At 72.1% G+C, this 20,469-nt stretch carries 22 protein-coding genes; 11 read left to right on the top strand and 11 right to left on the bottom strand.

Annotated elements, in window-relative coordinates:
- The first annotated feature begins 26 nt into the window (after window positions 1-26).
- Complete coding sequence (locus tag RKE38_RS12650) at window positions 27-389, top strand: SET domain-containing protein (protein WP_316007847.1); 363 nt, start codon at window positions 27-29, stop codon at window positions 387-389.
- 237 nt (window positions 390-626) lie between these two features.
- Here RKE38_RS12650 and RKE38_RS12645 read toward each other — a convergent pair whose 3' ends face one another.
- Window positions 627-1,877, bottom strand: a complete 1,251-nt coding sequence (locus RKE38_RS12645) for an MFS transporter (RefSeq protein WP_316007846.1) — start codon at window positions 1,875-1,877, stop codon at window positions 627-629.
- A 259-nt stretch (window positions 1,878-2,136) separates the two neighbouring features.
- Here RKE38_RS12645 and rpsB point away from each other — a divergent pair, with 259 nt between their 5' ends.
- The 3 genes from rpsB (at window position 2,137) to RKE38_RS12630 (ending at window position 4,221) form a co-directional block, all read left to right on the top strand.
- Window positions 2,137-3,039: a 30S ribosomal protein S2 gene (rpsB, locus tag RKE38_RS12640; protein WP_316007845.1), complete on the top strand. Its 903-nt coding sequence runs from the start codon at window positions 2,137-2,139 to the stop codon at window positions 3,037-3,039.
- Window positions 3,040-3,080: 41 nt separating this feature from the next.
- The gene (tsf, locus tag RKE38_RS12635; protein WP_316007844.1) at window positions 3,081-3,911 is read left to right on the top strand and encodes a translation elongation factor Ts; all 831 of its coding nucleotides are present in this window, start codon (window positions 3,081-3,083) and stop codon (window positions 3,909-3,911) included.
- Between the two features lie 118 nt (window positions 3,912-4,029).
- Window positions 4,030-4,221 carry a heme biosynthesis protein HemY gene (locus RKE38_RS12630; protein WP_316007843.1) on the top strand — a complete coding sequence of 64 codons (192 nt, stop codon included), beginning with the start codon at window positions 4,030-4,032 and terminating at the stop codon, window positions 4,219-4,221.
- A 52-nt stretch (window positions 4,222-4,273) separates the two neighbouring features.
- Here the strand turns inward: RKE38_RS12630 and RKE38_RS12625 are convergent, their stop codons facing one another.
- Both RKE38_RS12625 and RKE38_RS12620 read right to left on the bottom strand, forming a co-directional pair.
- Complete coding sequence (locus RKE38_RS12625) at window positions 4,274-4,768, bottom strand: phosphoribosyltransferase (RefSeq protein WP_316007842.1); 495 nt, start codon at window positions 4,766-4,768, stop codon at window positions 4,274-4,276.
- Between the two features lie 16 nt (window positions 4,769-4,784).
- Complete coding sequence (locus RKE38_RS12620; protein ID WP_316007841.1) at window positions 4,785-6,746, bottom strand: M13 family metallopeptidase; 1,962 nt, start codon at window positions 6,744-6,746, stop codon at window positions 4,785-4,787.
- Window positions 6,747-6,798: 52 nt separating this feature from the next.
- Here RKE38_RS12620 and RKE38_RS12615 point away from each other — a divergent pair, with 52 nt between their 5' ends.
- The 5 genes from RKE38_RS12615 to rlmN all read left to right on the top strand — a co-directional run bounded on the left by RKE38_RS12615 (window position 6,799) and on the right by rlmN (window position 11,081).
- Window positions 6,799-7,464 carry a maleylpyruvate isomerase N-terminal domain-containing protein gene (locus RKE38_RS12615; RefSeq protein ID WP_316007840.1) on the top strand — a complete coding sequence of 222 codons (666 nt, stop codon included), beginning with the start codon at window positions 6,799-6,801 and terminating at the stop codon, window positions 7,462-7,464.
- Between the two features lie 56 nt (window positions 7,465-7,520).
- The gene (gene pyrH / locus RKE38_RS12610; RefSeq protein WP_316007839.1) at window positions 7,521-8,273 is read left to right on the top strand and encodes a UMP kinase; all 753 of its coding nucleotides are present in this window, start codon (window positions 7,521-7,523) and stop codon (window positions 8,271-8,273) included.
- A 79-nt stretch (window positions 8,274-8,352) separates the two neighbouring features.
- On the top strand, window positions 8,353-8,910 hold the full coding sequence (gene frr / locus RKE38_RS12605; RefSeq protein WP_316007838.1) for a ribosome recycling factor: 558 nt from the start codon (window positions 8,353-8,355) through the stop codon (window positions 8,908-8,910).
- 30 nt (window positions 8,911-8,940) lie between these two features.
- Entirely contained in the window at window positions 8,941-9,879 is a 939-nt protein-coding gene (locus RKE38_RS12600) for a phosphatidate cytidylyltransferase (protein WP_316007837.1), read from the top strand.
- Complete coding sequence (gene rlmN / locus RKE38_RS12595; RefSeq protein WP_316007836.1) at window positions 9,876-11,081, top strand: 23S rRNA (adenine(2503)-C(2))-methyltransferase RlmN; 1,206 nt, start codon at window positions 9,876-9,878, stop codon at window positions 11,079-11,081. Before RKE38_RS12600 ends, rlmN begins: the two co-directional genes overlap by 4 nt.
- Before the next feature lie 7 nt (window positions 11,082-11,088).
- Here rlmN and RKE38_RS12590 read toward each other — a convergent pair whose 3' ends face one another.
- Genes RKE38_RS12590 through RKE38_RS12580 form a run of 3 tightly spaced genes read right to left on the bottom strand, consistent with a single transcriptional unit; the run spans window position 11,089 to window position 12,660 of the window.
- Window positions 11,089-11,562, bottom strand: a complete 474-nt coding sequence (locus RKE38_RS12590) for a hypothetical protein (protein ID WP_316007835.1) — start codon at window positions 11,560-11,562, stop codon at window positions 11,089-11,091.
- The gene (locus tag RKE38_RS12585; protein WP_316007834.1) at window positions 11,559-12,311 is read right to left on the bottom strand and encodes a hypothetical protein; all 753 of its coding nucleotides are present in this window, start codon (window positions 12,309-12,311) and stop codon (window positions 11,559-11,561) included. Before RKE38_RS12585 ends, RKE38_RS12590 begins: the two co-directional genes overlap by 4 nt.
- A 1-nt stretch (window position 12,312) precedes the next feature.
- On the bottom strand, window positions 12,313-12,660 hold the full coding sequence (locus RKE38_RS12580) for a type VII secretion target (RefSeq protein WP_316007833.1): 348 nt from the start codon (window positions 12,658-12,660) through the stop codon (window positions 12,313-12,315).
- A gap of 127 nt (window positions 12,661-12,787) precedes the next feature.
- Here RKE38_RS12580 and purU point away from each other — a divergent pair, with 127 nt between their 5' ends.
- Window positions 12,788-13,675: a formyltetrahydrofolate deformylase gene (purU, locus tag RKE38_RS12575; protein ID WP_316007832.1), complete on the top strand. Its 888-nt coding sequence runs from the start codon at window positions 12,788-12,790 to the stop codon at window positions 13,673-13,675.
- 120 nt (window positions 13,676-13,795) lie between these two features.
- On the opposite strand, the gene RKE38_RS12570 is transcribed toward purU, so the two are convergent.
- Genes RKE38_RS12570 through RKE38_RS12550 form a run of 5 tightly spaced genes read right to left on the bottom strand, consistent with a single transcriptional unit; the run spans window position 13,796 to window position 18,769 of the window.
- The gene (locus RKE38_RS12570; RefSeq protein ID WP_316007831.1) at window positions 13,796-14,923 is read right to left on the bottom strand and encodes a Rossmann fold nucleotide-binding protein; all 1,128 of its coding nucleotides are present in this window, start codon (window positions 14,921-14,923) and stop codon (window positions 13,796-13,798) included.
- Between the two features lie 34 nt (window positions 14,924-14,957).
- Entirely contained in the window at window positions 14,958-15,347 is a 390-nt protein-coding gene (locus RKE38_RS12565; RefSeq protein WP_316007830.1) for a PPOX class F420-dependent oxidoreductase, read from the bottom strand.
- Window positions 15,348-15,361: 14 nt separating this feature from the next.
- A complete protein-coding gene (locus RKE38_RS12560) occupies window positions 15,362-16,816 on the bottom strand; it encodes an FAD-dependent oxidoreductase (protein ID WP_316007829.1) in 1,455 nt (484 codons plus the stop codon).
- A gap of 31 nt (window positions 16,817-16,847) precedes the next feature.
- Complete coding sequence (locus tag RKE38_RS12555; protein WP_316007828.1) at window positions 16,848-18,287, bottom strand: aspartate aminotransferase family protein; 1,440 nt, start codon at window positions 18,285-18,287, stop codon at window positions 16,848-16,850.
- Window positions 18,284-18,769, bottom strand: a complete 486-nt coding sequence (locus RKE38_RS12550) for an Lrp/AsnC family transcriptional regulator (protein ID WP_397444052.1) — start codon at window positions 18,767-18,769, stop codon at window positions 18,284-18,286. The genes RKE38_RS12555 and RKE38_RS12550 overlap by 4 nt, the downstream gene beginning before the upstream one ends.
- Window positions 18,770-18,941: 172 nt before the next feature.
- Here RKE38_RS12550 and RKE38_RS12545 point away from each other — a divergent pair, with 172 nt between their 5' ends.
- Window positions 18,942-20,390: a gamma-aminobutyraldehyde dehydrogenase gene (locus RKE38_RS12545; RefSeq protein WP_316007827.1), complete on the top strand. Its 1,449-nt coding sequence runs from the start codon at window positions 18,942-18,944 to the stop codon at window positions 20,388-20,390.
- Window positions 20,391-20,469: the final 79 nt, after the last annotated feature.

The raw sequence follows: 20,469 nt of genomic DNA, 5'->3' as shown, positions 1-20,469 counted from the left end.
GGCTCCCGGCCCGTACGCTTCGCGCCATGCCCGTCGAGCGCCGTGCGTCCGCCATCGCCGGCCGTGGGCTGTTCACGACGCAGCCGCTGCCGGCCGGGGCGGCCCTCGAGGTGGACCCAGACCTGCTCAACCACTCGTGCGACCCCACGCTCACCTGGGCCGGCGGTCGGCTGGTCGCCTTCCGCGACGTGGCTGCGGGGGAGGAGCTGACCGTCGACTACGCGACGACGACGACGGACCCCGGGATGCTCGTGCGGTGCCACTGCGAGACCTACCGGTGCCGCCAGATGGTCACCGGCGAGGACTGGCGGATCCCCGAGCTCCAGCGCCGGTATGCCGGGCACCTCGCCCCCGAGGTCCAGGCCGCCGTCGACGCTGCCGCAGGGTGACCCCCCGGACCTCGTGGTGCCACTGCTTGCCCGACTTCGGGCCACCGAGCCGCGGTCCCGGGGCCGAGCTCGGGGGCTCAGTGGCCCGAAGTGCAGACCCTTTCCGACTTGGGGCCACCTGACCGCGGTCCCGGGGCGGAGCTCGGGGGCTCAGTGGCCCGAAGTGGGAAAGGGGTGGGAACTGCTCAACCGCGGGTGCCCGGCGGCAGCCGGCTCCGGGACGGACTTCCGGACTGCCTATGCCGCGTCGGCGTGGGCGATGTGGTCGAGCTGGCGCCAGACCACCACCAGGGTCAGGCCGGCCCCGGCGAACGCGAACCAGAACGGCGCCGCCGCCCCGAACCGGTCGGCGATCTGCCCCCCGAGGAACTGGCCCACCAGCAGCCCCACGATCAGGCCGACCCAGTAGACGCTCCCGACCCGCCCCTGGTACTCGTTCGGCGTCGCCCGCTGCCGCACCGCCGACGACAGCGACCCCCACACGAACGCGTAGCCGCCGAACACCACCATGATCGCCATCGCCACCCACGGCACCGTGGTGAGCGCGAGCGCCAGGTGGGTCAGCACCTCCAGCGACAGGCAGATCCGCATCAGCCGGGCCAGGGGGACGCGCCGCTCGAGCCGGTCGTAGAGCAGCACCGAGGTCACGCCGCCGATGGCAGAGCACGTCGTGAGCAGCCCGAACCCGACCGCCCCGACGTGCAGCCGCTCCTGGGCCCAGTAGACAAGCACGCCCCACGGGGCTCCCCAGGTGACGTTGAAGATGAAGATCACCAGGGTGAGGGTGCGGATCGGCGCGTTGCCCGCGATCCACCGCAGGCCGTCGAGGATGTCGTGGCCGATGTGCTGCTCCGGCCGCTCGGTGTCCTCTGCCCGCGGCAGGCGCACCTTGGCGAACAGCGCCGCCGCCAGCAGCAGCGCCGCCCCCTGCACCCCGAACGGCACCGCCGAACCGAGCGCGAACAGGCTCGCCCCGACCGCCGGCCCCACGAACTGGTTGGCCACGAGGAACCCGGACATCTGCCGGGCGTTGCCGATGCCGAGGTCGTCCTTGGGCACGATCATCGGCAGCACCGCGCGCCAGCCGGTGTCGGCGAACAGCTCGGCCACACCGACCGCGAACAGCGTCCCGAGCAGCAGCCCGATCGACACCGTCCCCGTGACGATGGTGACCACGAGCACCGCGAGGACGGCGACGCGCACGAGGTTGGCCCCGAGCACGAGGCGACGGCGGTCGACCCGGTCGGCGACGGCACCGGCATACAGGCCCAGCAGGAGGGTCGGCACGTTCTGGACCATCGCGGCCGCGGCGATCAGCGTGGGGTCGCGGGTGAGGGAGGCGACGAGCAGGGGACCGGCGGCCAGGGCGATGCCGTCCCCGAGCTGGCCCACCCACGACGAGGCGAGGTTCCACCGGAACGCCGTCCCCATCCGCGCCGGGACCGCCCACTCCGTGGCGCGGTGGAGGAGGCGGGGCAGGGCGGTCACAAGCACGCGACCCTACCCGCGCGGCCCGTGCTCGGGCACGCGATTTCCAGGTGCGGGTGCGCAGGCCGTACGATGGACGCACGACCGGTGTGAGCCGGTCGAATTCGCGCGTCTTCCCACCTGTGACGAGGTCTCCTCCGATCAGGGGCGCACCACGGCAGTCCGGCCGAGCAGGCCGGCGGGGTGCGTGCAGGCGCCAGGCAGGTGGCCGGACCTCGGCCGCCGACGCAACTGACAACGACACAAGGGAGAACACGGCATGGCCGTCGTCACCATGCGCCAGCTCCTCGAGAGCGGCGTCCACTTCGGGCACCAGACCCGTCGCTGGAACCCGAAGATGAAGCGCTTCATCATGACCGAGCGCAACGGCATCTACATCATCGACCTGCAGCAGTCGCTGACGTACATCAACAACGCGTACGAGTTCGTCCGCGAGACCGTCGCGCACGGTGGCTCGATCCTGTTCGTCGGCACCAAGAAGCAGGCGCAGGAGCCGATCGCCGAGCAGGCGACCCGCGTCGGCATGCCGTACGTCAACCACCGCTGGCTCGGTGGCATGCTCACCAACTTCCAGACGATCTCCAAGCGGCTGACCCGCCTCAAGGAGCTCGAGGAGATCAACTTCGACGACGTGGCCGGCTCGGGCCGCACGAAGAAGGAGCTCCTCATCCTCAAGCGGGAGAAGGACAAGCTCGAGAAGACCCTCGGCGGCATCCGCGACATGGCCAAGGTCCCCTCGGCCGTGTGGATCGTGGACACCAAGAAGGAGCACCTGGCCGTCGACGAGGCCCGCAAGCTCGGCCTGCCGGTCATCGCGATCCTCGACACCAACTGCGACCCCGACGAGGTCGACTACAAGATCCCCGGCAACGACGACGCCATCCGCTCGGTCACCCTGCTGACCCGTGTGATCGCCGACGCCGTCGCCGACGGGCTCATCGCCCGCAGCCAGGGCGGCAAGTCCGCCGCGGCCGGTGAGGGCGACGGCAACGTGGGTGGCGACGAGCCGCTGGCCGAGTGGGAGCGCGAGCTCCTCGGTGGCGACGCCGCCCAGGCTGCCGAGACGGTCGCCCCGGAGGCCGGCGAGACCGCCGCCGCCGACGCGCCCGAGGCTGCTGCCGCCGAGGCCCCCGCGGCCGACGCGGACTCCGCCAACGCCTGAGCCCACCCGTCCGCAGCGAACGAAAAGAGCTGAGTACATCCATGGCGAACTACACCGCCGCTGACATCAAGGCCCTGCGCGAGTCCACCGGCGCCGGCATGCTCGACGTCAAGAAGGCGCTCGACGAGGCCGACGGCGACCGCGACAAGGCCACCGAGATCCTGCGCGTCAAGGGCCTCAAGGGCGTCACCAAGCGCGAGGGGCGCACCACGTCCAACGGCCTGGTCACCGCCAAGGCCGAGGGCGGCGCGGGCACCCTCGTCGAGGTCCTGTGCGAGACCGACTTCGTCGCCAAGGGCGAGAAGTTCATCGCCCTCGCCGACCAGGTCCTCGCCCAGGCCGTCGCCTCTGGCGCGGCCGACGCCGACGCGCTGCTCAAGAGCACCCTCGAGGACGGCTCGACCGTCCAGGACCTGCTCGACGGCGCCAACGCCACCATCGGCGAGAAGATCGAGGTCAAGCGCGTTGCCCGCGTCGAGGCCCCGGTCGTCGTGTCCTACCTGCACAAGACCAGCCCCGACCTGCCCGCGCAGATCGGCGTCCTGGTCGGTGGCGAGGGTGACGAGGCCGTCATCCGCGACGTCGCGATGCACATCGCCGCGTTCAGCCCCACCGTGCTGACCCGTGACGAGGTCCCGGCCGAGACGGTCGAGAACGAGCGTCGCGTCGCCGAGGCCACCGCGAAGGAGGAGGGCAAGCCCGAGGCCGCCCTCCCGAAGATCGTCGAGGGTCGCGTCAACGGCTTCTTCAAGGAGAACGTCCTGCTCGAGCAGGCGTTCGCCAAGGACGCCAAGAAGACCGTCGCCAAGGTGCTCGAGGAGGCCGGCGCGTCCGTGTCGTCCTTCGCGCGCTACCGCGTCGGCAACAACTGACGCCGCACAGCGACACCCCAGCGGGGCCCCTCACCGTCCGCGGTGAGGGGCCCCGCTGCGTATGCCGGTGTGCCGCGGGACCGGCACGGGACCGGCGCGCACGCGGCATACTCACGTCATGGGGAAGCGCGCACGCACCGCGGCGGCCGCGCCGGCGCCCAGGCGCCGCGAGCTGCCGGACTTCACGAAGCTGCCCGACCGGGTGCCGCCGGAGGCGCTGGTGACGACCCAGCCCGCCTCGGACGCCCCGGACCCGCAGGGCGGGCGTGACACCGAGACGGAGTTCATGCTCCGCAACGCCGGGTTGTGACCGCGGCGTCGTCCTGAGCCGGGCGTTGTCCTGACCCGGGCGGCGTCCCGACTCAGGCGTCGAGGACCGCGCCGGCGTCCTGGGTCACGGGCGGCTTGTCGCTCCACGGGAAGTTGATCCAGCGGTCGGTCCGCCGCCAGACGTAGTCGCACTTCACGACCGAGTGCGGCTTCTCGTAGATCACCGCGGTGCGCACCTCGCCCACCTTGCCGGCGCAGAACTCCTGCACGGACCGGAGCGTGTGCCCGGTGTCGGCGACGTCGTCGGCGATGAGGATCCGGGCGTCGTGCAGGTCGACGAAGTCGGGCGCCGGCGGCAGGATGCGGGGCACCTCGAGCCGCTCGTCGACCCCCGTGTAGAACTCGACGTTCATCGTGTAGGTGTTCTTCACCCCGAGGGCGTAGCCGAGGCCGCCTCCGATGAGGAGGCCGCCGCGGGCGATCGACAGGACCATGTCCGGCCGGTAGTCCGCCGCGACCACCGTCGCCAGCTCGCGGACCGCCGTGCCGAACAGCTCCCAGGTGAGGATCTCGCGCTCCTCGCTCATGGCTGCGCTCCCGTCCTCAGAAGATGTGCACCCGGTCCTGGGGCGCCAGCCACATCCCGTCGCCCTCGGTGACGCCGAACGCCTCGTGGAACTCGTCGCAGTTGCGCACGGCGTTGGCCCGCACCTCGGTGGGGGAGTGCGGGTCGACCGCGAGCAGCCGCTTCGCCTCCTCCGGGCGCGCCTTGCCGGACCAGACCTGTGCCCAGCCGAGGAAGAACCGCTGGGGCCCGTTGTACCCGTCGAGCTCCGGCACGTCCTGGCCCTCGGTGGCGATGCGGTATGCCGCGTAGCCGATCGCGAGGCCCCCGAGGTCGCCGATGTTCTCGCCGACGGTGAGGGCGCCGTTGACCTTCTCGTCCGGGGCGGCCAGCGGGGACAGCTCGTCGAACTGGGCGATGAGCGCCTGGGTGCGCTCGTCGAACCGCTTGCGGTCCTCCTCGGTCCACCAGTCGCGCAGGGCGCCCTTGGCGTCGTAGCGCGAGCCCTGGTCGTCGAAGCCGTGGCCGATCTCGTGCCCGATGACCGCGCCGATGCCGCCGTAGTTGACAGCGTCGTCGGCCTCGAGGTCGAAGAACGGCGGCTGCAGGATGCCGGCGGGGAAGACGATCTCGTTCATGAGCGGGTGGTAGTACGCGTTGACCGTCTGGGGCAGCATCAGCCACTCGTCGCGGTCGATGGGACCGCCGAGCTTGTCGAGCTGGCGCTGGAACTCGAACTCCGCCGCCCGGAGCACGTTCCCGAACAGGTCGTCGTCGATGACGAGCGAGGAGTAGTCCCGCCAGCGGTCGGGGTAGCCCACCTTCGGGGTGAAGGCCGCGAGCTTCTCCAGCGCCTGCGCCCGGGTCTCGGGGCCCATCCAGTCCAGCCCCTCGAAGGAGCGCCGGAACGCCTCGACGAGGTTGCCGACGAGCTCGAGCATCCGCTCCTTGGCGGCCGGCGGGAAGAACTCCGCGGCATACAGCTGGCCCACGGCCTCGCCGATCGCGCCCTCGACGAGGGACACGCCGCGCTTCCACCGCTCGCGGTTCTGCGGCAGCCCGGAGATGACCCGGCCGGTGAAGTCGAACTCGGTGTCGACCCACTCCTTGCTCAGCAGGGGAGCGGCCCAGCGCAGCAGGTGGAAGCTCTGCCACCACGCCCAGTGGTCGATCAGCTCCTCGTCCAGCAGGACGGAGACGCCCTCGAGGAAGCTGGGCTCGCCGACGATGACGTCCTCGACGGCGTCGCGGGCCCTCAGGCCACGCGCCCAGTCGACCCACATGACGTCGGGCGCGAGCTCCTCGAGGTCGTAGAAGTTGTACGGGTTGTACGTCTTGACCGCGTCACGGGTCGCCACGTTGTCCCAGTGGTGCTTGGCGATCTTGGTCTCCAGCGCGACCACCGCGGCGGCGGGGGACCCCTCGCCCGTGGAGCCGTCGCCGATGCCCGCCATCGACAGGAGCTTGGCGACGAACGGCAGGTACGCCTCGCGGACGGCCGCGTGCCGCTCCTCGCGGTAGTACGACTCGTCGGGCAGCCCGAGACCGCCCTGGCCGAGGTAGACGATGTACTCGTCCGGGTTCTTGGCGTCGGGGGCGACACCCATGTTGAGCAGGCCGGGGACGCCGATCCGCTGCAGGCGGCCCATGGTGCGGAACAGCTCGTCCGTCCCGGTGGTCTTGCCGATCAGCTCGAGGTGCTCGCGGACCGGCTCGAGGCCGAGCTCCTCGACGCGGGCCTCGTCCATGAAGGAGTTGTAGAGGTCGCCCACCTTGCGGGTCGCCGAGCCCGGCTCGGCGGTCGTGTCGGCTGCCGCACGCTCGATGAGCCGGCGCACGCGCTCGTCGGACTGCTCGCGGAGCATGTCGAAGGTGCCGTACCGGCCGCGGTCGCCGGGGATCTCGGTCTGGGCGACCCAGGTGCCGTTGGCGTGCCGGAACAGGTCGTCCTGGGGGCGGACGGACTCGTCGCGGTGACCGGGCAGGATTCCAGACCTCATCCAAGGGCTCCTTCGCAGGTGGGTGGGCTGCCACTCTGCCAGACTCGCGCGGGTGGAGGACGTGGGGGACGTGCTGGCGCAGGCGTGGCCGGAGACGCTCGACCTGGTCGGGAGCCTGGACGCCGCCGCCCTGGCGACCCCCACCGACCTGCCCGGGTGGAACGTCCTCGACCTGTCCTTCCACCTCATGCTCGACGCGCAGCGGGCCCTGGTCGCCCTAGCGGACCCCCGGACGGGGCCTGCCGACACCGACCGGGTGACCTACTGGGCCGGCCAGCAGCGGGGCCTGCCCGGCGCCGACGAGCACGCGGCGTACGTGCGGCGGGCCGCGGCGGCGTACGCGACCCCTGCCGGGCTCCTGCGGCACTGGGCCGACACCGTGGAGGGGGCGCTGGCGGCTGTGCGGCACGCCGACCCTGCCGCGCACGTGGCCACCCAGGGGCACGTGCTGCCGGTGCCCGACTTCGTCCACACGCTCGTCGTGGAGGCCGCGGTCCACCGGCTCGACCTCGCCGCCCGGCTGCCGGAGGCGCCGCCCGCGCCCTCGGCGCCGCTGCGGTGCCTGCGGGAGGTCCTCGACGGGCTCCTCGGCCACCCGGTCCCCGTCGGCTGGGACGACGCGACGTACGCGCGCAAGGGCACGGGGCGCACGGCGCTCGACGCGGGGGAGCGTGCCCTGCTGGGGGCGGATGCCGCCCGGTTCCCGCTGTTCGGCTGAGGCCGGTCGAGTGTGGAATCATGCGGTGACCGCCCGACGACTCCCAAGGAGCTGCCGTGACCGCTGCGCCCGAGCAGACCACACCCGCCGCGCACTCGGGGCACTCCCGCCGGGTGCTCCTCAAGCTCTCGGGTGAGGTGTTCGGAGGCGGCAAGATCGGCCTGGCCCCCGACGTCGTCCGCGCCGTCGCCCGCCAGATCGCCCAGTCCGTGCGCGAGGGCATCGAGGTCGCCGTCGTCATCGGCGGCGGCAACTTCTTCCGCGGCGCCGAGCTGCAGCAGCAGGGGCTGGACCGCACCCGCGCCGACTACATGGGCATGCTCGGCACGGTGATGAACTGTCTGGCCCTGCAGGACTTCCTCGAGAAGGAGGGCATCGAGACCCGGGTCCAGACCGCGATCACGATGGGCCAGGTCGCCGAGCCGTACATCCCGCGCCGGGCGATCCGCCACCTCGAGAAGGGCCGCGTGGTCATCTTCGGTGCCGGTGCCGGCATGCCGTACTTCTCCACCGACACCGTCTCCGCCCAGCGCGCGCTGGAGATCAAGTGCGACGCCGTGCTCATGAGCAAGAACGGCGTCGACGGTGTCTACGACTCCGACCCCCGCACCAACCCCGAGGCCACCAAGTACGACGAGATCACGTACGAGGAGGCCTTGCAGCGGGGCCTGCGCGTCGTGGACGCCGCGGCCTTCAGCCTCTGCATGGACAACAAGCTGCCCATGGTGGTGTTCGGCATGGAGGGTGAGGGCAACGTCGTGCGGGCGCTGCGTGGTGAGAAGATCGGAACGCTGGTCACCCCCGGGTGACGTGCCGAGCCCGCCCCCTGGCACACCGACCACATCCAGGCGCCGCCCACCAGCGCGGTACCCGACAAGGAGCAGGAACATGATCGAGGAAACCCTTCTCGAGGCCGAGGAGAAGATGGAGAAGGCCGTCGAGGTCGCCAAGGAGGACTTCGCCGGCATCCGCACCGGCCGGGCCACCCCCGGCATGTTCAACAAGCTCACCGTCGACTACTACGGCGCCCCGACCCCGCTGCAGCAGCTCGCGTCGTTCCAGACGCCCGAGGCGCGCACGATCCTCATCTCGCCGTTCGACAAGTCGGCGATGCACGAGATCGAGAAGACCCTCCGGGACTCCGACCTCGGCGTGAACCCGAGCAACGACGGCAACGTCATCCGCTGCGTGCTGCCCCAGCTCACCGAGGAGCGCCGCAGGGACTACATCAAGCTGGCGCGCCACAAGGGCGAGGAGGCCAAGGTCTCCATCCGCAACATCCGCCGCAAGGCCAAGGACGAGCTCGACAAGCTCGTCAAGGACGGCGAGGTGGGTGAGGACGACGGCGCCCGCGGTGAGAAGGAGCTCGACGCCACGACCAAGAAGTACGTCGACACCGTGGACGAGCTGCTCAAGGGCAAGGAGGCCGAGCTCCTCGAGGTCTGAGGAGCTCACCCGCCCGACGTGGAGCCGACCGTGACCACCCCCGAGTCCCGCAGCGCCCGCCGCGACGCGGGCCGGGGTCCCGACCCCGCGCCGGCGCCCGAGCCGGGGCGCCGCGCGTCGTCGCGCTCGGCCGGGTCATCGCGCTCGGAGAAGTCGCCCGGGCCCTCCCGGGCCGGGCGCAACCTCCCCGCGGCCATCGGGGTGGGCGTCGGTCTGGGCGCGGTGATCATCGCGTCGCTGGTCATCCGCAAGGAGCTGATGCTCGTCATCATCGCGGGGGCCATCGCGGTGGGCGTGTGGGAGCTGCGCCGGGCGCTGACGCGCGCGGCGATCCACGTGCCGCTGGTGCCCACCCTCGTGGGTGGCGTGAGCATGGTGCTGTCCGCCTACATCGGCGGCGGCCAGGCGCTCGTGGTCACCCTGGGCCTCACCTGCGTCGGCATCCTGCTGTGGCGGGTCGCCGACGGCGTGCAGGGCGCCGTGCGCGACATCGCGGGCGGCTTCCTGGTGGCGGTCTACCCGGGCTTCCTCGCCGGCTTCGCCGGGCTGCTGCTGGCCGCCGACAAGGGGGCGCAGCGGGTCGTCGTGTTCATCCTGGTGACGGTGCTGAGCGACGTCGGCGGGTACGCGTTCGGCGTCCTCTTCGGCCGGCACCCGATGGCACCGTCGGTGAGTCCCAAGAAGTCGTGGGAGGGCTTCGCCGGCTCGGTGCTCACCTGCGTGGTCGGCGGCGCCGTGGCCGTCGTCCTCCTGCTCGACGGGCCCTGGTGGGCCGGTGCTGCGCTGGGGGCCGCCGCCGCCGTCGCCGCCACCGTCGGCGACCTCACGGAGTCCACCATCAAGCGAGACCTCGGCATCAAGGACATGAGCAACATCCTCCCCGGCCACGGCGGCATCATGGACCGCCTCGACTCCCTCCTGCTCGTCGCGCCGCTCGCGTGGGCCGTCCTCGTGGTGGCGGTCCCGTGACCACCGACCTGCCCGAGCCCACGACCGAGCGCCCGCGCCCGGGTCAGCTGACCTTCTCGGCGCCCCGCCGGGGCAAGCCGCCGCGCCACCTGGCCGACCTCACGCCGGCCGAGCGCAAGGAGGCCGTCGAGGCCCTCGGCCACAAGGGCTTCCGCGCCAAGCAGCTGTCGACCCACTACTTCGAGCGGCTCGTGGAGTCGCCCGAGGAGATGACCGACCTGCCCAAGGCGATCCGCGACGACCTCGTCCGCGACCTGCTGCCGCCCCTGCTCACCCCGCTGGTCCAGCGCACGGCCGACGACGGCGCCACCATCAAGTCGGCGTGGCGTCTGCACGACGGCGCGATCGTCGAGTCGGTGCTCATGCGCTACCCGCGCCGGGTCACCATCTGCATCTCCAGCCAGGCCGGGTGCGGCATGAACTGCCCGTTCTGCGCCACCGGACAGGCCGGCCTCACGCGCAACATGTCGGTCGCGGAGATCGTCGAGCAGGTCGTGTATGCCGCGCGGCAGCTGCGCCGCGGCGACCTGGCTCCCAGCGTGGGCACCTCCGAGGGGGCCGAGCTGGGCGACGAGGACGGTCCGGCCGAGGTCGCCGGCCCCACCCGGATCTCGAACGTCGTGTTCATGGGCATGGGTGAGGCGCTGGCCAACTACAAGGCCGCGATCGGCGCGATCCGCCGCATGACCGACCCGGCCCCGGAGGGGCTGGGCATGTCGGCTCGCGGGATCACGATGTCGACCGTGGGGCTCGTGCCGGCCATCGACAAGCTGGCCGGCGAGGGCATCCCCGTCACGCTGGCCCTGTCGCTGCACGCCCCTGACGACGAGCTGCGCAACGAGCTGGTGCCGATCAACACCCGGTGGAAGGTCGACGAGGCCCTCGACGCCGCCCACCGCTACTACGAGACGACCGGCCGCCGCGTCAGCATCGAGTACGCGCTGATCCGCGACATCAACGACCAGGCGTGGCGCGCCGACCTGCTCGGCGAGAAGCTCGCCGCGCGCGGCCGCGGCTGGGTGCACGTCAACCCGATCCCGCTCAACCCGACGCCCGGGTCGAAGTGGACGGCGTCCCGCCCCGGGGTGGAGCAGCAGTTCGTCGAGCGGCTGCGCGCCCACGGCGTCCCGACGACGATCCGGGACACGCGGGGACAGGACATCGACGGGGCCTGCGGCCAACTCGCGGCGGCGACCGCCTAGACCGGCCTCACCAGGTCCCGGCCGGCCCGCGGGCGCCCCGGTCCTCGCCGTCCCGGCCGACGCCGTCACCGGTCCGGCCGTCACCGGTCCGGCCGTCACCGGTCCGGTCGTCACGGCCCGTGCGGTCGCCGTGGTCGCCGGCGGTTCCGTCGTCCATCACGGGCAGGTTCCCGTGCAGTCCCTGCTCGGCATACGCCTCCCGCTCGGCCTCGGGCAGCCGCTGCCAGTGCTCCAGTCCCGACTCCACGAGGGGTTCAAGGAAGGCCTGGAAGTCGCCGCTGAACGCGAGCTCGCGCAGGGAGGCACGTCCGTCGACGACCTCGCGCATGCGCCGCCGCAGGCCGGGGTCCTCGGTGACCTCAGAGAGCCTGCGAAGGTTCTCGCGCACCAGCCGGTCGAGGGCCGGGTTGGCCGCCCCGGCGTGCGGCAGCACCGGCGGAGGACCGTCGGCGGTGCCGTCCGTGGTGTCGTCGGTGCTCATCCGTCCACCAGGTTGTTGATGTAGCCGCGCGAGGCGATCTGCACCACCTGGGTCGACTTGACCAGGCCCAGCGTCGCGGGGAAGACGGCCATGATGCCGTCGGCGAGCTGGAAGGCGGTCTCCATCGCCCCGATCGCGTCGTTGACGAGCGAGATGGCGAAGGTGACGCCGGCGCCGACGCCTGCCGCACCGAGCAGGCCGCCGATGCCGGTCCAGCTGCCGGCGGCCGCGGCCGCCAGGGCGATGCAGATGCCGATGAGGGCGTCCATGAGCGACTCGACGATGTTCTCGACGGCGGTGTAGCAGTGGCGGATGCCGAAGGCCGTGGTGTCGCAGTCGTCGGCGAGGGACTGCAGGTTGTCCTTCATCGTGTCGAGCTGGGCGGTCAGGCCGGCGAAGTAGACCTCCATGGCCTCGGCCGCCTCACCGGTCCAGTCCTGGCGCGCGACCTGGACCTGTCCGCTGATCCCGGTGGCCAGCGAGCCGCAGAAGTCGCCGAGGTTGCGGGCCGCGGCCGCGCAGGTCGCCACCTCGTCCCAGTTGCCGGCCAGCTTGTCCGCCCAGTACGCGGGGATGTCCTCCCCGCTCACGAGCTCGAACGCCTTCCAGCCGAAGTGGCCGAGCGAGGGGATCTTGCCGACGAAGCCGGTGATGGCGTCCCACTCCTTGCCGATGGGCTGCGAGGGGTAGGGGGTGATGAGGTTCGCCGCGGGGTACCCGCCGCCGCCTCCGTCGAGGGCCGCCCTCATGTCAGTGGCTCCAGTACGCGCGGTCGAGCCGGACGGCGGCGTCGTGGTCGAGCTGCTGGTACAGCTTGGCCGCCTGGCGCAGACCCGTCCCGGAGTCGCCGACCACGCGCTCGAGGTCGGTGAAGAACTCCGACAGGGCGCCGTCGAGGTCGTAGATCCAGCCGATGAAGCTGGTCATCACCGCGCCCCCGTCGCCCTCGAGCCTGAGGTTGGCGGCGGCATACGACCTCGCCTCGCCGCACTGCGTCCCGTAGTCCACCAGCTTCGACCCCATGGCCCGCACGACCTCCGGCTCGACCCGGAAGCGCTCGGTGGGCCCACCCGAGCCGTGTCCGTCGTTGGTACGCATGAACCGCTCCTCCCCTGCGAGTGCCTGGGGGAACCCTCGCACCGTGGCGCACGGGCGGCAATGGGGAGCCCTCCCCGGGCGTGGACGGCCCGGCCAACCAGGCGGTGGCGCGCCCTACGCTGTGGCCGTGCAGCACCACCCAGTCCCTGCAGGTCCCGCCGTCGGCCGCGAGTTCGTCCTCACGGTCTCCTGCCCCGACCAGCGCGGCATCGTCCACGCCGTCACTGGGGTGGCACTCGACCTGGCGATGACGATCGTCGACAGCCAGCAGTTCGCCGACGCCTCGTCGGGGGAGTTCCACCTGCGGATGCACCTCGCCCGCGAGGGGGAGCCCGTCGACGTCGCCGAGGTGGAGGCGGCCGTGGCGCCGCTGGCGGAGCGGTTCGCGATGACGGCCGCGGTCCATGACCTCGCCCGGCGCCCGCGGGTGCTGGTCCTGGTGAGCCGGCAGGGGCACTGCCTCAACGACGTGCTCTTCCGCGTCCAGACCGGTTCCCTGCCGATCGAGGTGCCAGCGATCGTGTCCAACCACGAGGACTTCCGCGAGCTCGCCGCGTGGCACGGGGTGCCGTTCCACCACGTGCCGGTCACGCCCGCGACCAAGCCGGCGGCCGAGGAGGAGCTGCGCCGCCTCGTGCGCGAGCACGACGCCGACACCATCGCGCTGGCGCGGTACATGCAGGTGCTGTCGCCGCAGCTGTGCGCGGACTTCCCGGGGCGGATCATCAACATCCACCACTCGCTCCTGCCGAGCTTCAAGGGCGCCAAGCCCTACACGCAGGCGCACGACCGGGGGGTGAAGGTGATCGGCGCGACCGCGCACTACGTCACCGAGGACCTCGACGAGGGCCCGATCATCGAGCAGGACTTCCGGCGGGTCGACCACCGGATGACCCCGGCCGAGCTGGCGTCGGTCGGGCAGGAGCTGGAGGCGATGGCGTTCGCCCGCGCCCTGCGCTGGCACGCCGAGCACCGGGTGGTGCTGAGGGGCCGCCGCACGATCGTCTTCGACTGACGACGACAGCCCGAGGATCGCAGCGAGCGCCAGCGAGCGAGGACCGGAGGGCCGAGGAGTCAGTCGAGATGGTTCGACTGACGACGACGACGCCAGCAGCGGGTTCGACGTGTTCGGCCGTCACGTGGTGGCGGGCGAATACAGCGAACCGGGGAGGCCGTCGAGGATGACGGTGGCCGCCTCCTCGACGGTGTCGACGAGGTGGACGGCGGCCCCGAGCCCGCGGCCACGGCCGAGCGCCTGCACGGCCGACCAGACGGGGACGGTCTCGGTCCAGTACTCGTGGCCGACGAGCACGAGCCGCGGCAGGACGGCCTCGCCGGTCGCGTAGTAGAGCGGCGTCACGGCCTGGAAGACCTCCTGCACCGTGCCGGCCGCGCCCTCGAGGACCACGAGCCCCGCGGTGCACCGGGCCAGCAGGCCGTCCTCGCGGATCGCGTTGGAGAAGTACTTGGCGACGGCGTCGCAGAACACGTTCGGCGGCTCGTGGCCGTAGAACCACGTGGGGATGCCGATGCTGGCGGGGGTCTCCCGGCGGGGCAGGCCGTCACGCACCTGCAGCGCCAGCCGGGCCCAGTCGGTGATCGAGGGACGGAAGGACGGGACGGCCGCGAGCCGGTCGAGGGCGTCCTGCAGGGCGGCGGAGTCCGCGGCCAGGGCGCCGAGGTTCGCGGCCTCCATCGCGCCGGGGCCGCCGCCGGTGGCGACCATGACGCCGGCGGCGGCCAGCGCGTGCCCGCACGCGGCTGCCCGGGCGTAGGAGGTGGACCTCCGCCCCAGCGCGTGACCGCCCATGACGCCGACGACCGGCCGACCGGCGATGAACTCGGTGAGCGCGTCGGTGATCGAGTCGTCGTGGATCGCGCGCAGCAGCGTCACGAACGCGTCGTGGCGCACCGACCCGCGCCGGGTCCACCGGTAGGCGCGGGCGTCCGGGGTCGCGTCGTACCCGCCGTCGTCGAGCCCGGCATACAGCTCCTGCGGGCTGTAGAGCCGGGAACGGTAGGGGTCGACGGGCGCCCTGGGGTCGCTGGGGAAGACGAGGGCGTGGTGCTTGCCGAGGTGCGCGTTGAGCGCAGGGGACAGGCGGCCGCCGAGGACCACGAGCCCGGCGACGTCCGTGCGCGCCAGCAGCCGGTCCTCGTATGCCGTGAGGTCGAGGTCCTGCAGGCGCAGCCCGGCCAGCGGTGCGCCGGAGTCGAGGGCCGACTCGAGGTCGGTGAGGGTCTCGATCTCCTCCGGCTCCATGGGGCGACTCTAGGGCGGGTGCCGGGCCGAGGGCTCAGACGTTGCCGAGGATGCGGTCGACCGCGATCTCGACCACGACGCGGGCCGGGTTCTCGCGGGGCGTCCGGTAGCGGGCGGCGTACCGCTGCACGGCGTCCGCCACGGACTCGGCGTCGGTGCGCACCGTCGCCACTCCCTCCAGCGCGATCCAGTGGCGACCCTCGACCTGGCACACGACGGCCCGGCCGCCGAGCGCGGCGTTGCGCGCCTTGCGCGACTCGCCGCTGGTGATGACGCGGACGAGCCGGCGCTCGTCGTCCCAGGTGAAGCCGACCGGCACGACGTGGGGCGAGCCGTCGGGGCGCAGCGTCGTCAGCGTCGCCAGGTGGCGCTCGGTGAGGAAGTCGAGCGCGGCGGGGGACAGGGCTGCGGGGTCGAGGGCCACGCGGTCAGTGTGTCCTAGTGCCCGGTCAGCGCTGACAGCGCCCGCCCCAGGCGCGCCGGCCGGCCGGTGCGCGCCTCCTCGGCGTCCGCGGCGGAGGCGAGTCGGAGCCCAGCGTTGACACCGAGCCAGCGCAGCGGTTCGGGCTCCCAGCGGCGGCTGCGGTGCCCGACCCACGGCAGCTCGGTCAGCGGGGTCCGGTGCCCCAGCACGAGGTCGGCCAGGGTGCGCCCGGCGAGGTTGGTGGCGGCGACACCGTCCCCGACGTAGCCGCCGGCCCACCCGAGGCCCGTCGAGGGGTCGTGGCCGACGGAGGGGTGCCAGTCGCGCGCGATGCCCAGCGGGCCGCCCCAGGCGTGGGTGAAGCGCACGCCTTCGAGCTGGGGCAGCATCGCGGTGAGGGTGGCGCGCAGGTCGGCGAACACCCGCTCCTCGTGGTCGTACCCGGGCCGGATGCGGGAACCGAAGTGGTACGGGGCCCCTCTGCCACCGAACGCGATCCGGTCGTCGACGGTGCGCTGCCCGTAGACGATGACGTGCCGGTGGTCGCTGAAGACCTCGTGCCCGGCGAGACCGATCGTGTCCCAGGCCTCGGGGCCCAGCGGTTCGGTCGCCACCATGAGCGAGTAGACGGGCGCCACCACCCGGCGCTGGCCGGGCAGGCGCGCCGTCCACGCGTCGGTGGCCCGGATGACGTGTCGTGCTGTGACGCTGCGGCCGTTCTCGAGGACCACCCGCCCGGGGGCGAGGTCGGCGACGCGGCAGTGCTCGAGCACCCGCCCGCCGCGCTCGCGGACGGCGCGGGCCAGGCCGTCGGCCAGCCGGCGCGGGTGCACCCGGGCGCAGTGCGGGTTGAAGGTGGCGCCGTGGACGTCGGTGGCGGCCAGCCGCTCCCGGGCCGCGCCCGCCTCGAGCCAGCGCGTGCCCGTGCCCCAGGCCTCGGCGTGGGCCACGTCCGCGCGGCCGCGGGCCGCCTGGGCGCTCGACCGGGCCAGCGAGAGGGTGCCGCCCTTGCGGAATCCGCAGTCGACGCCGACGGATTCCGTGGCCCTGCCCACCTCGTCGACGGTGTCGCGCAGGGCGGCGAGCATGGCCGACGCCGCCGCCCGTCCCGACCGCCGCGCGAGCGTGTCGGCCGAGACCGGCCACAGCGCCGACACCCAGCCGCCGTTGCGCCCGCTCGCACCGAAGCCGACGTGCTCGGCCTCGAGCACGACGACGTCGAGCGAGGGCTCGGCGGCCAGCAGGTAGAACGCGGTCCACAGGCCGGTGAAGCCCCCGCCCACGACGACGACGTCGGCGGAGGCGGGAACGTCGGCGGAGGCACGCAGGGACGCGTCTGCGCCGGTGGTGGCGGCTGCGTCAGCGAAGGCGGCCGCGCCGGCGGCAGCCGGTCCCGTCGCGGACGACGGAACCGGCTGCGCGGCATACGGATCCGGTGTGGCGGTCGCCCACCACAGGGGCTCGGTCACGCGGGTGTCGGTGTGGGAGGAAGCAGGCTCGTCAGAGGTGCTTCTCGGCGTCCTTGAGGACCGACCGGAGGCGGCTCTCGATGTCGTCGAACTCCGCCTGCCCGATGATCAGCGGCGGCGCGAGCTGGATGACGGGGTCGCCGCGGTCGTCGGCGCGGCAGTAGATGCCGGCGTCGAAGAGTGCCTTGGAGAGGTAGCCGCGCAGGAGCCGCTCGGACTCCTCGTCGTTGAACGTCTCGCGGGTCTCCTTGTCCTTGACGAGCTCGATGCCGTAGAAGTAGCCGGCGCCGCGCACGTCGCCGACGATCGGCAGGTCGAGCAGCTTCTCCAGGGTGGCCCGGAAGCGCGGGGCGTTCTCCTTGACGTGGTCGTTGAGGCCCTCGCGCTCGAAGATGTCGAGGTTCTCCATCGCGACCGCGGCCGACACCGGGTGGCCACCGAAGGTGTAGCCGTGCGGGAAGTAGGTGGTGCCCTTCTTGAACGGCTCGAACAGCCGGTCGCTGGCGATCATCGCGCCGATGGGGGAGTAGCCGGAGGTCATGCCCTTGGCGCAGGTGATGATGTCGGGCACGTAGTTGAAGTCGTCGCACGCGAACATCGAGCCGATGCGGCCGAACGCGCAGATGACCTCGTCGGAGACGAGCAGCACGTCGTACTCGTCGCAGATCTCGCGGACCCGTTCGAAGTACCCGGGCGGCGGCGGGAAGCAGCCGCCGGAGTTCTGCACCGGCTCGAGGAAGACGGCGGCGACGGTGTCGGGGCCCTCGAACTCGATGGCCTCGGCGATCCGGTCGGCGGCCCAGCGGCCGAACGCCTTGTCGTCGTCGCGCAGGTGCTCCGGGGCCCGGTAGGAGTTGGTGTTCGGGACCTTGAAGGCGCCCGGCACCAGCGGCTCGAACATCTCCTTGGCCGCGGGGATGCCGGTGATCGACAGGGCTCCCTGCGGGGTGCCGTGGTAGGCGACGGAGCGGGAGATGACCTTGTGCTTGGTCGGCTTGCCGACCAGCTTCCAGTACTGCTTGGCGAGCTTCCAGGCCGTCTCGACGGCCTCGCCGCCACCGGTGGTGAAGAAGACGCGGTTGAGGTCGCCGGGGGCGCCGGCGGCGAGGCGCTCGGCCAGCTCGATCGCCTTGGGGTGGGCGTAGGACCACAGCGGGAAGAACGCGAGGTCCTTGGCCTGCCGGGCCGCCGCCTCGGCGAGCTCGGTGCGGCCGTGGCCGACCTGGACGACGAACAGGCCGGCGAGCCCGTCGATGTACTCGTTCCCGCGGTCGTCCCAGATCTTGTGGCCCTCGCCGCGGACGATGATGGGGACGCTGTGGGCCAGGCCTCCGTCGCTGCGGTCCTCGAAGACCGAGTGCCGCGTGAAGTGCATCCACAGGTGGTCGCGGGCGGCCTCGGAGTAGAGGGTGCCGGAGGGGGTGCGCAGGTCGGACGACGGTTCGTAGGCGGCAGTGGGCTCAGTGGTCATCGGGTACCCCAGTTGTAGTGCTGCTTGTTGAGTTTCAGGTAGACGAACGTCTCGGTGGACTGGACCCCCGGGAGGGTCCGCACCCGCTTGGTGAGCAGCTCGAGGAGCTGGTCGTCGTCCTCGCAGACGACCTCGGCCAGCAGGTCGAAGCTGCCGGCGGTGGTGACGACGTAGTCGACCTCGGGCATCCGGGTCAGCGCGTCACCCACCCCGGTGAGGTCGCCGTCGACGCGGATGCCGATCATCGCCTGGCGGCGGAAGCCCACCTGGAGGGGATCGGTCACCGCGACGATCTGCATGACGCCGGAGTCGAGGAGACGCTGCACGCGCTGGCGCACCGCCGCCTCGGACAGCCCGACGGCCTTGGCGATGGTCGCGTACGGCTGCCGCCCGTCCTCCTGGAGGTGCTCGATGATCGCCTTCGCGACGTCATCGAGGCGCGCCTCGTGGGAGTGGTTGGGGGAGCGGGTCACGCCCGACATCGTGGCGTCTCGGGGTGACAGTCCGCAAGTCCCCTGACAACGGATTCCGTCGTCGATTTGTTAAATCCGTGTTGATTTCAGCGATCGGGTCGTCCGAACCTATTGAAATCACGCGTGATGTGGTTACAGTTCCAGACACCGGAATCCGCACCCAACCCCTCGGGAGTGCTCTGTGACCTCGACGCCCCGCGTCCTGCGCAACTTCATCAACGGCGAGTACGTCGACGCCGAGTCGGACGCGACGACGGACATCGTGAACCCCGCGACGGCGCAGGTCGTCGCCACCGCACCGGTGTCGTCCCAGGCGGACGTCGACCGGGCGTATGCCGCCGCTGACGCCGCCTTCGCCGAGTGGGGCCAGACGACGCCGAGCGAGCGGCAGAAGGCTCTGCTCGACTTCGCCGACGCCATCGAGCGGCGCGCCGACGAGTTCGTCCGGCTCGAGGGCGAGAACACCGGCAAGCCGCACGCGCTGACCGCCAGCGAGGAGGTCCCGCCGATGGTGGACCAGCTGCGGTTCTTCGCCGGTGCCGCCCGGGTGCTCGAGGGGAAGTCGGCCGGGGAGTACATGAAGGGCCACACGTCGTGGATCCGGCGCGAGCCGATCGGCGTCGTCGGCCAGGTGACCCCGTGGAACTACCCGATGATGATGGCGGTCTGGAAGATCGGCCCGGCGCTCGCCGCGGGCAACACCATCGTCCTCAAGCCCTCGGACACCACGCCCGAGACCACCCTGCTCATGGCGGAGATCGCCTCGGAGTTCCTCCCGGCGGGGACGTTCAACGTCGTCACCGGCGACGCCTCGACCGGCCGTGCGGTGGTGTCCCACAGGACGCCGGCGCTCGTGGCGATCACGGGCTCGGTGCGTGCCGGCATGCAGGTCGCCGAGGCCGCCTCGCACGACGTCAAGCGCGTCCACCTCGAGCTGGGCGGCAAGGCGCCCGTCGTGGTCTTCGACGACGCCGACATCGAGGCGGCGGTCGAGGGCATCGCGGGCGCCGGCTACTTCAACGCGGGCCAGGACTGCACCGCGGCGACCCGCGTGCTCGCCGCCCCGCGGATCCACGACGACTTCGTGTCCGCGCTGGCCGAGTTCGCCAGCACCTCCACCAAGGTCGGCATGCCCGAGGACGAGGATGCCGCGCTCGGACCGGTCAACAACGCGAACCAGCTCCAGCGGGTGCAGGGCTTCCTCGACCGGCTGCCCGACCACGCGAGCGTCGCGGCCGGCGGCCACCGGGTCGCCTCGCTCGGTGACGGCTTCTTCCTCGAGCCCACCGTCCTGTCGGGCCTGAAGCAGGACGACGAGGCGATCCAGAACGAGATCTTCGGGCCGGTCATCACCGTCCAGCAGTTCACCGACGAGGACGAGGCAGTGCGCTGGGCCAACGGCGTCGACTACGGCCTGGCCTCCAGCGTCTGGACCCGGGACTTCGGGCGTGCGATGCGCATGTCCAAGCGCCTGGACTTCGGCGCGGTCTGGATCAACACCCACATCCCGATCGTGGCCGAGATGCCGCACGGCGGCTTCAAGCGCAGCGGCTACGGCAAGGACCTGTCCATGTACGGCTTCGAGGACTACACGCGCATCAAGCACGTCATGGCCAACATCGAGAGCTGACCGCCACCACGCCCCCCGGCCACACCCGCCCCGGACATCCCGTCCGTCCCGTCCCCCCACCCGGCCGTGAGGTCCACTC

Origin of the sequence: Phycicoccus sp. M110.8 (assembly GCF_032464895.1) — a bacterium.
GTDB lineage: Bacteria > Actinomycetota > Actinomycetes > Actinomycetales > Dermatophilaceae > Pedococcus.
This window is presented reverse-complemented; position numbering and strand designations above follow the sequence as displayed.

Excerpts from the sequence above, each read along its gene's own strand:
- RKE38_RS12625 (WP_316007842.1), bottom strand. The coding sequence starts at position 4,768 with ATGAGCGAGGAGCGCGAGATCCTCACCTGGGAGCTGTTCGGCACGGCG.
- tsf (WP_316007844.1), top strand. The coding sequence starts at position 3,081 with ATGGCGAACTACACCGCCGCTGACATCAAGGCCCTGCGCGAGTCCACC.
- RKE38_RS12590 (WP_316007835.1), bottom strand. The coding sequence starts at position 11,562 with ATGAGCACCGACGACACCACGGACGGCACCGCCGACGGTCCTCCGCCG.
- RKE38_RS12580 (WP_316007833.1), bottom strand. The coding sequence starts at position 12,660 with ATGCGTACCAACGACGGACACGGCTCGGGTGGGCCCACCGAGCGCTTC.
- RKE38_RS12550 (WP_397444052.1), bottom strand. The coding sequence starts at position 18,769 with ATGTCGGGCGTGACCCGCTCCCCCAACCACTCCCACGAGGCGCGCCTC.
- RKE38_RS12620 (WP_316007841.1), bottom strand. The coding sequence starts at position 6,746 with ATGAGGTCTGGAATCCTGCCCGGTCACCGCGACGAGTCCGTCCGCCCC.
- RKE38_RS12630 (WP_316007843.1), top strand. The coding sequence starts at position 4,030 with ATGGGGAAGCGCGCACGCACCGCGGCGGCCGCGCCGGCGCCCAGGCGC.
- RKE38_RS12570 (WP_316007831.1), bottom strand. The coding sequence starts at position 14,923 with ATGGAGCCGGAGGAGATCGAGACCCTCACCGACCTCGAGTCGGCCCTC.
- RKE38_RS12650 (WP_316007847.1), top strand. The coding sequence starts at position 27 with ATGCCCGTCGAGCGCCGTGCGTCCGCCATCGCCGGCCGTGGGCTGTTC.
- RKE38_RS12555 (WP_316007828.1), bottom strand. The coding sequence starts at position 18,287 with ATGACCACTGAGCCCACTGCCGCCTACGAACCGTCGTCCGACCTGCGC.
- rpsB (WP_316007845.1), top strand. The coding sequence starts at position 2,137 with ATGGCCGTCGTCACCATGCGCCAGCTCCTCGAGAGCGGCGTCCACTTC.
- RKE38_RS12585 (WP_316007834.1), bottom strand. The coding sequence starts at position 12,311 with ATGAGGGCGGCCCTCGACGGAGGCGGCGGCGGGTACCCCGCGGCGAAC.
- frr (WP_316007838.1), top strand. The coding sequence starts at position 8,353 with ATGATCGAGGAAACCCTTCTCGAGGCCGAGGAGAAGATGGAGAAGGCC.